This is a genomic window from Bacteroides sp. BFG-637, assembly GCF_024793605.1.
Taxonomy (GTDB): domain Bacteria; phylum Bacteroidota; class Bacteroidia; order Bacteroidales; family Bacteroidaceae; genus Bacteroides; species Bacteroides vicugnae.
Genome location: NZ_JANUPD010000002.1, coordinates 2,164,779 through 2,178,173 on the forward strand (window position 1 = coordinate 2,164,779; position 13,395 = coordinate 2,178,173).

Annotated in this window: 6 protein-coding genes and 2 pseudogenes; 7 read left to right on the forward strand and 1 reads right to left on the reverse strand. The window is 40.7% G+C overall.

Translation table 11 applies throughout. From position 1 onward, the window contains the following. Positions 1 to 9: 9 nt before the first annotated feature. Both NXX38_RS08570 and NXX38_RS08575 read left to right on the forward strand, forming a co-directional pair. Positions 10 to 2,121 (forward strand): RagB/SusD family nutrient uptake outer membrane protein, encoded by a 2,112-nt coding sequence (locus NXX38_RS08570; protein WP_258979100.1) that lies wholly within the window; start codon positions 10 to 12, stop codon positions 2,119 to 2,121. 22 nt (positions 2,122 to 2,143) lie between these two features. Beyond that, entirely contained in the window at positions 2,144 to 3,205 is a 1,062-nt protein-coding gene (locus NXX38_RS08575; RefSeq protein WP_258979102.1) for a DUF4973 domain-containing protein, read from the forward strand. A 92-nt stretch (positions 3,206 to 3,297) separates the two neighbouring features. Here the strand turns inward: NXX38_RS08575 and NXX38_RS08580 are convergent, their stop codons facing one another. After that, complete coding sequence (locus NXX38_RS08580) at positions 3,298 to 4,647, reverse strand: ATP-binding protein (protein WP_195648967.1); 1,350 nt, start codon at positions 4,645 to 4,647, stop codon at positions 3,298 to 3,300. Between the two features lie 279 nt (positions 4,648 to 4,926). Here NXX38_RS08580 and NXX38_RS08585 point away from each other — a divergent pair. The 5 genes and pseudogenes from NXX38_RS08585 to NXX38_RS08605 all read left to right on the forward strand — a co-directional run. Further along, positions 4,927 to 5,538: pseudogene (locus NXX38_RS08585) on the forward strand (glutaminase domain-containing protein); the annotation flags it as partial. A 17-nt stretch (positions 5,539 to 5,555) separates the two neighbouring features. Then, positions 5,556 to 7,061, forward strand: coding sequence for an IPT/TIG domain-containing protein (locus NXX38_RS08590; RefSeq protein WP_148364128.1), 1,506 nt, complete (start codon positions 5,556 to 5,558; stop codon positions 7,059 to 7,061). A gap of 12 nt (positions 7,062 to 7,073) precedes the next feature. Then, positions 7,074 to 10,164, forward strand: a pseudogene (locus tag NXX38_RS08595) (SusC/RagA family TonB-linked outer membrane protein). Between the two features lie 15 nt (positions 10,165 to 10,179). Then, entirely contained in the window at positions 10,180 to 12,228 is a 2,049-nt protein-coding gene (locus NXX38_RS08600; RefSeq protein WP_258979122.1) for a RagB/SusD family nutrient uptake outer membrane protein, read from the forward strand. Between the two features lie 20 nt (positions 12,229 to 12,248). Then, complete coding sequence (locus NXX38_RS08605) at positions 12,249 to 13,268, forward strand: DUF4973 domain-containing protein (protein WP_148364125.1); 1,020 nt, start codon at positions 12,249 to 12,251, stop codon at positions 13,266 to 13,268. The last annotated feature ends 127 nt before the right edge of the window (positions 13,269 to 13,395 follow it).

The following is a 13,395-nucleotide window of genomic DNA, read 5'->3' on the forward strand; positions in this document are numbered from 1 at the left end:
TTAGAAATTATGGTAAAGAAAATTTTTATATTACTATTAGCTATAGTGGGAATAGGATTTATGCTCTCCTGTTCAGATTACCTAAATTCAGAGAAATATTTCAAAGATCGTCTAACCTTGGAAAAAACATTCGAAAGCAAGGATCATGTGGAAGAGTGGTTAGCTTATACTTATTCATTTCTAAAAGGAGAAAACGAAGAGGTTACGACTAAAAACCCCGGAACTAATCCTTTCTGTTTCGCTGACGATATGTATTTTGGTGATCGTGATAAAACAATTGATGCTACCAAAAATGAATTGTCGTATAATATGTTCAAATTGGGAGAATATGATGAAAACTCATATAATATTGGTGCTTGGGGAGCATGTTACAAAGGAATTTATCAAGCATCCGTCATGATTCATAATGTAGACAAATGTAAAGAAATGGAAGACTGGGAGATTCAAGACTACAAGGGACAAGCTCGTTTTGCACGTGCCTACTATTATTGGTTGTTGTTACGGCGTTATGGTCCTGTGCCTGTTATGCCGGATGAAGGGGTAGACTACACTGAAAATTACGAACAAATTGCTACGCCACGCAACTCATATGAAGAAGTGGCTCAATATATTAGTAACGAAATGGTACTGGCTGCCAAAGAATTGCAATACGACCGACGTACAGATAATTATGCTGTTACTCGTCCCACTAGGGGGGCTGCACTAGCGACACGTGCCTATGCACTGATTTTTGCTGCTAGTCCATTTGCTAATGGTAATAACGATGAATACGCGCAGGCATTAGTAGACGATCAAGGTAATCGTCTACTCTCTCAGGAATATACTGAAGAGAAATGGGCGAAGGCCGCTGCTGCATGTCGGGATGTTCTTGATTTAAATGTTTACGACTTGGTTCATGTGAACAAATCCACTTCGGATAATGGGCCTTCCGAACGTCCGACTGTTAAAATACCGGATGATGGGGAATTTTCCACTAAAGAGTGGCCCAACGGTTGGGCTAATATTGATCCGCTTAGATCTTATCGTAACATATTCGACGGGACGTTATTGCCTGCTAATAATCAAGAACTCATCTTTACACGTGGTGCGACAGATATTAATATGATGGTGCTTCACCAAATGCCAAAAGATGATGGTGGGTGGAACTCACATGGTATGACGCAGAAAATGCTTGATGCTTATTATATGAACGATGGAACCGACTGCCCGGGTATGAATAGTATGTATATGGGAGTTACCGGTTATGAAGACCGTGTAGATAGCCGTGAACGCAGGACTGGATTTACCGGATTACAAGATCTTAAAAATGGTAAGTACACAGAACTCGGATGGAAATATGATCCTAATAAGGGTGACAATGAGCAGGCTTCAACAGGCATGAATGTTTCTTTACAGTATGTAGAGCGGGAGCCAAGATTCTATGCCTCTGTGGCATACAACGGCTGTACATGGCATTACTTGAGCCAGACTGAAAGCAAACCCGCTGATTGTAATCAACAGGTCTGGTACTATTTTAGAAGTTCTGACGGTTATCGAAATGATGGTTTCTATTTGCGTACAGGTATAGGAATCAAGAAGTTTGTTCACCCAAATGATTATCCGGGTAATTATGTCGCAAAAGCAGAAACTGCTATCCGTTATGCTGATATTTTATTGCTTTATGCAGAAGCACTGAATGAGTTAACTGGAATTTATGATATTTCTTCTTGGAATGGAGCGATAACCTATACTATCAGTCGTGACAAGTCACAAATGGAACGGGGTATTCATCCGGTTCGTATTCGTGCCGGCCTACCAGACTATAGTGACGATGTATATGCTAATGCTGATAAGATGCGTAAAGCGTTGAAACGTGAACGTATGATCGAATTAATGGGAGAAGGGAAACGCTATTTCGATCTTCGCCGCTGGAAAGACGCACCTACGGAAGAGGCTGTGCAAATATATGGATGTAATGTTTTTGTGGCTGAAGACAAAAGAGAAGAATTCCATTCTGCTATCCCTGTATACAATCTTCCATCTACATTCTCTGAGAAATTGTGGCTTTGGCCAATCAAACACAGTGAGTTGAAACGCAATTCTCGTTTGACACAGAACCCTGGATGGACCATGTATGATTAATTATAAAAGTAGAGACAGATATATGAAAAAGATATATACTTTAGCAGTTTTAGCTGCAATTATCGTGTTAGGAACTTCCTGTAACTCAGAATGGGAAAAGGAACAGTATCAACATTACATCTCTTTTAGCTCTCCTTTAGACAGCAAAGGAGTCACGAATATTTATGTGCCTTATAGTCGCCATGATATAGAAGGTAATTATGCAGAAGGTGGCGAAGGAAGGTCCAGTTATCGCTTGCCAGTACTTGTCAGTGGTTCTACTGATAATACTCAAGATATTACCATACATATATCACATGACTCGGATACGTTGAACACTTTGAATAAGGCTCGTTTTGCAATTCGTACAGATTTATTCTATAAAGATATGGGAAATGAAAGGTTAACGTTTGTTTCCTATCCGGAAAACATGCTGATAGGGGCAGGACAAAATATTGGTTTGTTAGACCTCAAGTTTGATTTTCGGGGAATTGACATGTCTGAAAAATGGGTACTTCCATTACAAATAGTAGACAATCCGTCTTACGGTTATCAAGCACATCCACGTAAAAATTACGCTAAAGCAATATTGAGAATTTTTCCGTTCAATGACTATTCAGGTGATTACTCCGGAACAGGACTAACTAACAAAGTTGTGATGGGCGAAAATACAGATGGCACAATAAATGAAACAGCTGAATCTATTACGAAAGCTTCAGTAAGAGGATATGTAATAGACGAACAGTCGATGTTCATTTATGCCGGAATTGTAGATGAAGATTATACAGACCGCAAAAAATATAAGATTAAATTCAAATTTAAGGGCGACAAGAACGGGTCAGTCAGCATATCGTGCGATAATGCGGAAGAGATTGGATTCAAAGTGAATGAAAAAATTATGCCTTCATTCCGTATTTCATCATCCATGGATGAAGCAAAACCTTACTTGGAACATCGTTATGTAATTATCAATAACATAGATTACTTCTTCAATTATATTCCAGTAGAAGGCACTATCATTCGCTATCATGTAAAAGGTACATTGACTTTGTCACGCGATATCAATACCCAAGTACCAGATGAAGATCAGGCTATTGAATGGTAATTTGTAAGTATCCGCTTTATTCCCTTAAAGAGATTAGTGATTAATAGTTAGTAGGCTGCACAATATGAAGTGCAGCCTACTCGGTAAATGGCTTACATATCTTCCAGCCCTAAAACTCGTGTCTCAATATCATATTTTGCCATCTCTTTGTGTCTTAGATGCTCCACTTTTTCCATGAAGGCCGAATGGACATAATTGTTCTCCGGCATTCGTTTCACCTCAGCTACAAGTGCTTTCTTACCACTTGATTTGAGAGCAACAATATCAATTTCAAAAGAATTTAATCGTTCCTTGTTTGCAGAACTTTTAGTTTCCCACCAGGAGCCAATTTCTTTAAACCCTCCTTCCTCTGCTAATTTCTGTTTAAAATATTTCTCCAATACTCTACCTGAATAGGTCTGATAATCAGCTTTTGCTAGTTGACGAAGGTCTTCAAAGTTCTGTAGCTCAATATAGGAACGGTTCCGTTCAATGTATTTAAACCAGAAATTTAGAAAGTTATCACCAATAATATATCGTACATTCTTCTTTGTACCGGGTTTCGCAAAAATAGGCCGCTCACGAGTTATCAAATTATACACATTTTCTAATTTACTTAAATGGCCTCCAATAGATATACCACCTAATGCCGATTCTATTTCTCCTTGTGTATAATGTCCATTTGCTATTTCTAATAGGATAGAAAAGTAAATACCGTAATTTTTTCCAAATTCAGTAATCAACAAATTACGCCCTTCATCTATAAACAGGGAATTCTCTGAAAAAACGAAGTCATATATCCGGTCAACAGAAAGCGCTTGATTGTCACAGAATAACTCTACATATTTAGGGATTCCTCCGCTCAATGTATACAAAGCTAACAGGTCATCATTGGTATACCCGGGTGCAAAATCCTCCATAATTTGTTTTAGCACTTTGGTATTGAAGGGCCGAAGACATAAAATGTTGTCAGCACGTCCGAATAATGGTTCTCCATGATCTGTGAATATCTTTTGCATCAATGAATATACAGAGCCGCTAATTACAAGATTTATTTTAGTTTCTTGCCGATATTCATCCCAAAGATTTTGCATATCACTAAAAACATCGGGTCTGATATTATAAAACTCCTGAAATTCATCAATGACAATATTAAAAGAGCGTGTTTTTCCTATTTCGAAAAGATATTGTATCAAATTAGTAAAGTTGGATATGCCATCCGGAATAAAAATAGATAATGTCTCACGTACTATTTTTATAAAATCTGCTACTAATATACTCTCTGCCTTTCTTCCAATGAAAAAATAGACAGTAGGTGTTCCCTTCAGAGCCTGTTTTATAAGACTGGTTTTTCCAATACGCCTACGGCCTGTAACCACAATCATTCTGGAGTTTTGACCAAATGCAAGCTCTTGTACACGCTTTAATTCTGCAATTTCTTTCTCTCTATTATAAAACTTCATAATCAATAAGTTTTTCTCAACGGTCGTTGAATCAACCGCCGTTGCAAAAATATGAAATAAATTAAGAACAGGCAATTTTACAATACTTATTATTGATGTTTTCGCCATTTTTAGAGCTCATCCGAAAGAAAATGGAATAATAAAAAAATGAAAATAAGTGACTTTATTGAGAGAAAAATTACTTTGATTTTACTCAAAAAAGGTGTAAAGCACAATACAGAAACAATACATAAATCTATAATACCTAGATTATCAAATAGATATAATAAGATTTGTTAGTTTGGACAGGACCCGGAAAACCAACTTTGCACGGATGACTTCGCCGGGCATTGGGCGCACAATGCCAACCTTTCAGTGAAAGCGATTATGGGCGTAGCCGGATATAGCGAGATGGCTCGTATGCTCGGTTTGAATGATGTGGCAGATAAGTATGCAGCGACAGCCAAGAAAATGGCGGTGAAGTGGGAGGAAATGGCAAATGAAGGCGACCATTACCGTTTGGCTTTTGACCGTAAGAACACTTGGAGCCAAAAATACAATATGGTTTGGGATAAGTTGTGGAATCTGAATCTGTTCCCTAATAATGTAATCGGAAAAGAAATCAGCTATTACTTGACAAAACAGAATCCTTATGGACTTCCTCTAGATTCCCGCAAAGAATACACAAAATCCGACTGGATTATGTGGACAGCAGCTATGTCTCCGGATAAAGAGACTTTTCAGAAATTTGCTAATCCTCTCTATAAATATATCAACGAAACGGTATCTCGTGTGCCTATCAGTGACTGGCATCATACAGACAGCGGCAGATGGGTCGGCTTCAGAGCACGTTCAGTAATCGGAGGATACTGGATGAAGGTATTAATGGACAAAGTTCAGAATAATCAATAATTTAAATCTAGTGTATTATGAAATGTAAAACTATGAAACATGGGAGCATAGGGCTACAGTGCATGATGTTGGGATTCATCTTTGCAGTCTGTCTTGGTAGCTGTAAAGATAGTAAAGATGAGACATCAGCGCCTTACGATCCGAATCAGCCGGTAGAGGTGACAGATTTTACGCCTAAATCGGGAGGTGGAAAAAAGAAAATGATTATCTATGGAAGTAATTTTGGAACAGACCGTTCTATCATTTCTGTAAAGGTAGGTGGAAAAGATGCGATTGTTGTCAGTGCCAAAGGTACCAGTATTTACTGTTCTACACCGGAAAGCTGTTTTGAAGGGACTGTCGAAGTGAAAGTTGGTGAGCAAACGGTGATATTGCCTGAAAAATACCAGTATGAACCGCAAATGGTAGTAACGGACTTATGTGGTGATGTGGACGAATTGGGTAATGGAGATGTCGTAGAGACTGGGCCGTTCGATAATTGTGGAAAAATAGAGTATCCTTTCTGGTTCTCTTTCGATCCCCAACATCCTAACATTCTTTATTTGTCTCAAAATAATCAAAGTAGACCTTTAAGAGTGTTGGATTTGGAAAAGAAAATGATCTATTCCAAAAAATTGGATAATATTGATCGTACAACGACCATTACATGGACGAATGATGGAGATATGGTATTGGCTACCCCACAAAATAATGGTGCTACGAATAGAAATAATATTATTTTAGAGCGTGGCAGCAGTGCCGATGGGCAGGATTTCAAAGAGTCCAGTTGGGTGCCTTTGACGCATGGCAATGCTTGTAATGGATCTATGATTCTTCCACAAACGGGAGAGCTTTATTTCAATCATCGTGCAACGGGCAATGTATACAGATATAATTTTATAGAGAACGGCTATAATAACAATCCGAATGTTCCTAACGGAGCCGGATTGCCTGACCTTCTGGCATTTAGTGTGCCTAATCAGACGGTTGACTTCAGTATGGTCCCTCATCCAACGGGGAAATACATTTATATCATCATGCATGAGTCACATTATATCCTTCGTTCCAATTATGATGAAGAAACCAAAAAACTGGTGACTCCGTACATCGTATGCGGACAATCCGGTGGGGCTGATTATAAAGATCTTGTAGGTATCAATGCGCGTATCAATAAACCTGGTCAAGGTGTTTTCGTACTCAATGAGGAATATAAGGCTGCTAATAAAAGTGATTGGTATGACTTTTATTTTACGGATACAGAAAATCATTGTATCCGAGTGTTGACTCCGGATGGAATAGTTTCGACGTTTGCCGGACGTGGTTCTGCCTCTTCAACTAGTTATAAATGGGGTAAGCAAAACGGAGAGATACGCGAGAGAGCTCGTTTTAATAAACCGATAGCTTTGGCCTACGATGAGGCGACGAAGACTTTCTATGTTGGCGATTCGGGAAATTATAAGATTCGGAAGATTGCCAAAGAGCAGGCTCCGGACGATTTAGTCGGAGCAGAACCTAGTGACAGTGAGAATCAAGAAAATCAATAAAAAGAAGAACACATGAGAGTAAAAGAATTTATTACGATTTGCCTGTTACTGGTCTCTGTTTCCCTTTTTGCTCAGGAGAAGATATTTGAGGTGACAGGAGTCGTGACAGATACAAATAAAGAGCCGTTGGTCGGCGTCAATGTGACAGTGAAGGATAAGCCGGGCTTGGGAGCGATAACAGATATCAACGGACGTTACAAAATTAAGATTGAGGAATTTTCCCGTTTGGTATTCTCGTATATCGGTTTCGATACGCAAGAGGTATTGGTGAAACGTCAGAATTTGGTCAATGTATCGATGAAAGAATCGGATGCCAGGGAAATTGATGAAGTGGTTATCACGGGAACCGGTGCACAGAAAAAGTTGACCGTGACCGGTGCCGTGACGAACGTAGATGTCGAGGTTTTAAAATCTAATCCTTCAGCCAACCTCTCCAATGCGTTGGCGGGAAACGTGCCGGGTGTGCTTGCCATGCAGACTTCCGGACAGCCGGGTGTGAACACCTCTGAATTCTGGATTCGTGGTATATCTACTTTTGGTGCCAATAGCGCTGCATTGGTGTTGGTTGATGGCTTTGAACGTGATCTGGATGAAATCAATATTGAAGATATTGAATCTTTTACTGTATTGAAAGATGCTTCTACTACAGCGATTTATGGTCCTCGTGGTGCAAATGGAGTAGTGCTGATTACAACCAAACATGGTAAGGAGGGCAAGATTAAGATTAATGCTAAGGTGGAGACCTCTTATAATGCGCGTACCATTACGCCGGAATTTGCGGATGGTTATACTTATGCCATGTTGATGAATGAAGCGCGAATTACTCGTAATCAGGAGAGAATGTATCAAGATGATGAAATGGAGATTCTGCGGTTGGGACTTGATCAGGATTTGTATCCGAATGTAGACTGGATGGACGTGCTGTTGAAAGATGGAGCGATGACTTATCGTGCCAATTTGAATATGAGTGGTGGCGGCAGTACGGCACGTTACTTCGTGTCTCTTAGCTACGTCAATGAAGAAGGTATGTATAAAACAGACGAGGCCATGCGCAAGGATTACAACACCAATCCTAGTAGCCAGCGTTGGAACTATCGTTTGAATACAGATATTGACATTACGAAGAGTACTCTTGTCAAAGTAGGGGTGTCCGGTTCATTGAAGAAACGGAATGCACCGGGACAGGGTTCTAACGTATGGACTTCTTTAATGGGACAGAGCCCGATCAGTATTCCCGTCATGTACTCTAACGGTTACATTCCTTCACACGGAACGGACGATAATCGTAATAATCCTTGGGTACTTGCTACACAGAGTGGTTATAAGGAAATCTGGAACAATAAGATTCAGACCAATATCTCTTTGGAGCAAAAGTTGGATTTTATCACCAAAGGTTTGCGCTTTGAGGGACGTTTCGGATTCGATACAAACAATCAGAGTGAAATCGATCGGATAAGAATGCCGGAAACTTGGCGCGCTCAAAGAGACCGTGATGATGAGGGGAATGTGGTTTACAAGCAACAGAACGCAGAAAAACCGATGGCACAAACCAGTTCTTCTACTGGTGAGCGGCGCGAATTCTTGGAAGCATTCTTACAATATAGTCGTGCGTTCAAAGCGCATCATGTGGGTGGAACATTGAAATATAGTCAGGATGCTTATCGGACCACGGTTGGTATAGGAACGGATGTGAAAAATGGGGTTGCTCAACGTCACATGGGATTGGCAGGTCGTGCCAGCTATAACTGGAACTATCGTTACTTTGCCGATTTCAATTTTGGTTATAATGGTTCGGAAAATTTTGCGGATGGACACCGTTTCGGCTTTTTCCCGGCTTTTTCTTTGGCTTGGAATATAGCGGAAGAGAAGTTTGTCAAGAAACATCTGAAATGGATGAATATGTTCAAGTTGCGTTATTCTTATGGTAAAGTGGGTAACGACAAGATGAATGAACGTTTCCCCTATTTATACACGATTAATGATAATGGAAGTGGCTGGACTTGGAGTGATTACAATTCTTCGGACAATGTTTATACAGGAATGTGGTATACACAACTGGCATCCAATAATGTTACTTGGGAAATTGCAACCAAGCACGATGCAGGTGTGGATCTCTCCTTATTCAACGACAAGTTTACGGCTACTGTAGATTATTTCCATGAACGGCGTGACGGTATCTATATGGAACGTAAATATCTGCCGGGCATTGTGGGGGTGAATAGTAACCCGAAAGCGAATGTGGGAAGTGTGCTTTCGAAAGGTTTTGACGGGAACTTTGCTTATAAGCAGAAGTTGGGAAAAGTCAATCTGACTGTCCGCGGTAATTTCACTTACAGTAAAAATGAGATTCTGGAGAAAGATGAAATGAATGCGGTTTACCCTTATCAAAAAGAGGCCGGTTATCGGGTGAATCAGGCGAAGGGATTGATCGCTTTGGGGTTGTTTAAGGACTACGATGATATACGCAATAGTCCGCAGCAAACCAACTGGGGAAAGGTTCAACCGGGTGACATCAAATATAAGGATGTTAACGGAGACGGAATTATCAATGCGAGTGATGAGGTGGCTATCGGTGCCACAACGAAGCCCAATTTAATTTATGGGTTTGGTATCTCTGCGCAGTGGAAAGGGTTCGATTTCAATGCACATTTCCAGGGGGGCAGGCAAATCTTCGTTCTTCATTAACGGGCCTACCGTATATGCCTTTAGTGGTAGCCAGTGGGGAAATGTCCTGACAAATCTGGTGAAAGACCGCTATGTCGATGCGGAGACAGCTGCCACATTGGGTATCTCTGCCAATGAGAATCCGAACGCTTCATATCCGCGTCTTAGTTATGGAGGAAACGACAATAACTATAGGGCCTCTACCTTCTGGCTAAGAGACGGTTCTTATTTGCGCTTGAAAACATTGGAAGTGGGCTATACCTTACCGAAATCGATCGTAAACAAGATGCGGTTTAATAAGATACGTGTATTTTTCATTGGTACCAACCTCCTGACGTTTGCCAAATTTAAAGAATGGGATCCGGAAATGGGAAGTACTAACGGAGAGAAGTATCCGCTTGCCAAAACATTTACTTTGGGGTTGACTGTGAATATCTAATTTAATGCATGAAAAATGAGAAAGATATATAAACTGTATATTGGTATTATGCTGAGCGTGATTGCCGTTGCTTGTTCGGATAAACTCGACTCAGATAAATATTTCAAAGACCGTCGGTCTTTGGAGGATGTGTTTACTGACAAGGAAAACACGGAAGAATGGTTGGCAAATGCCTATTCCTATTTGGGAGGATACAATCTGGAAGTATCTATGATGCTGAATACAATCACTAATTTTGCCGATGACATTTATTTCGGAGGCAATAGTCTCGCAGGGTATAAGACTTTTAAGACCGGTACTTACGATGAGAGTTACCGGCACTCATGGGATGATAGTTATAAAGGTATCCGCCAAGCCTCTATCTTCATTCAGAATATTGACATGAACACGAAGTTTACGGAAGAGGAGAGAGCGGATCTGAAAGCGCAGGCGCGCTTTGTCCGTGCTTACTATTACTGGTTGTTGTTACGCAAATACGGTCCTGTACCCTTGCTGCCCGATGAGGGATTGGATTATACTGCCACTTATGATGATCTAGCCATTCAACGCAGTTCGTATGATAAGTGTGTGGAATACATTGAATCGGAGATGCTTCTGGCTGCCAAAGATCTGCCCTTGACCCGTGCCATTAACCAGGTGGCACGTCCTACGCGCGGAGCGGCATTGGCTGCTCGTGCCAGAGCATTATTGTATTCGGCTAGTCCCATCAATAATCCCCGCCCGGGAGATGCGGACAAGTTCTCGGATATGGTAGATTACGACGGAAATTGTTTGATGTCACAGGAATACAATGAATATAAGTGGGCCAAAGCAGCTGCTGCGGCCAGAGATGTGATGGAACTTCCCGGAGAAAATAGCGGACATCGCTATGAACTCTATCATAAAAAGGCGACTAACATTGCCGAACCCGGATATCCGGCTACCATTGCCCCTTACCAGGACGATGACTTCTCAACGAAGACATGGGACGAAGGTGGTTATAGTGATATAGACCCTTATGAATCTTATCGGGCAGTTTTTAATGGTGCATTAGCGATGTATCAAAATCCGGAGTTGATTTTCAGTCGCGGACGTAACCAGGGAGGTAACAGCCTGGTTGAAATGGTGAAGCTTCAAATGCCGAGAACTTTAGGGAACGGAAGTAATGCTTACGGTATGACATTAAAGATGTGTGACGCTTACTATATGTATGACGGTTCAGAGTTTGATCGCCAAACCTTTTTGGACACTTGTCGGGTTGGAAACCGTTTTGTGACTGAAAAGGAAGGACAAGCAGGAACATATCCTCATTTAAAGAAAGGAGTGTGGAAAGAATATGCATGGCGTGAACCTCGTTTCTATGCTTCCGTTTCTTTCAATGGTTGCGTGTGGTCTTTACTGAAAAATGCAGAGACAACAGACTATAAGAATGACGTTGAGAAGCAGGTCAACTATTATTACGGCATCAATTCTGACGGTTTCTCCGGTACAGGTGTTTATTTGCGGTCCGGCATCGGTATCATGAAGTATGTACATCCGGATGATACGAATCGGAAAGAAATCAAAGCGAAAGCGGAGCCAGCCATTCGTTTTGCCGAAATTCTGTTAATCTATGCCGAAGCTTTGAATGAATTGGAAGACGGATCTTCATACAACATTCCATCGTGGGACGGTTCTATTAGTTATACTGTCAAACGTGATATTGATGAAATGAAAAAGGGCATCAGAGATGTGCGTCGTCGCGCAGGTGTTCCCGATTATACCATGACAGAATATCAGGATCGGGATGTGTTCCGTACGAAACTGAAACATGAACGTCAGATTGAGTTCATGGCAGAAGGACAGCGTTATTTCGATTTGCGCAGATGGAAAGATGCAGAAGTGGAAGAATCCAAGAAAAATTACGGATGTAACTTTTATATGTCGGATACAGAGGAGCAGAGAGAACAATTCTACACTCCGATTGAAATTGCGGATTTGCCCACTGCCTTCTCACGCAAGCTCTATTTCTGGCCGATCAGCCACGATGAGTTGAAACGCAATAAACGGTTGACACAGAATCCGGGATGGACATACAATGATTAATCTCCTAATAAGAATATGATATGAAGAATATATATATTTATTTAAGTTTATTGGCTGTCATCGTCTTGGGAACCGCTTGTAATAATGAGTGGGAAGATGAGCAGTATGAACAATACGTCTCTTTCAAAGCGCCTATCGCTTCCGGAGGCGATGGTGTTACTACTATCTACGTCAGATATAAGGAGGATGGGAAAGTGACTTATCAATTGCCTGTAGTTGTCAGCGGTTCTACAGTGAACGGACAGGACAGAGATATTCATATAGCGGTGGATAAGGATACACTGCACACGTTGAATATCGAGCGTTTCAGTCTTTATCGCCCGGAACTGTGGTATACGGAACTGGAGGAGGACAAATATGAATTCCCCGAAACGGTGCATATTCCTGCCGGTTCGTGTGTAGAACAGTTGAATATCGATTTCAATTTGCAAGGCATTGATATGTTGGAAAAGTGGGTTTTACCACTAACCATTGTAGATGATGAGTCTTACAATTATCAAAGTCATCCGCGCAAGAACTATGCGAAAGCTTTGTTGAATGTGGTTCCCTTTAATGATTATTCAGGTTCGTATGCGGCTTCGTCCATGAAAGTGTATACTTATATCAATGGTAAGCCCGATACCAATGCCAGAACGACCGATAAGCGCACCGCGTATGTGATAGACAACAATTCCGTATTCTTTTATGCCGGTCTGATTAATGAAGACATGGATAAGGATATCCGTAAGAAATACAAAATCAATGTGCGTTTTAGGGACGATGAAACATTGGATATGGAACCAGATGATCCCAATAACGAAATGCAGTTCAAATTGATAGGAACACCTATCTATAGCAAAACATCGATTATGGATGCTACACGCCCTTATTTGGAACGTCGTTATGTTCAAATTATGTTTGAATACGATTTTCAGGATTTCACCTATGGTGGAAGTGGTATAGAAGTCATTCCCATCAAATATAGAGTGGAAGGAAGCATGACGCTTCAGCGGAATATCAATACCCAGATTCCGGATGAAGATCAGCAGGTTGAATGGTAATCCTATTAATAAATAGAAATAGGGAAGATATAGGAAATTATATCTTCCCTATTTGCTTATAATAGATTATGACCGACAGCTTTCACCTCTGTTTACCTGTTTTTTTCCTTTATTGATTTGTATTTTT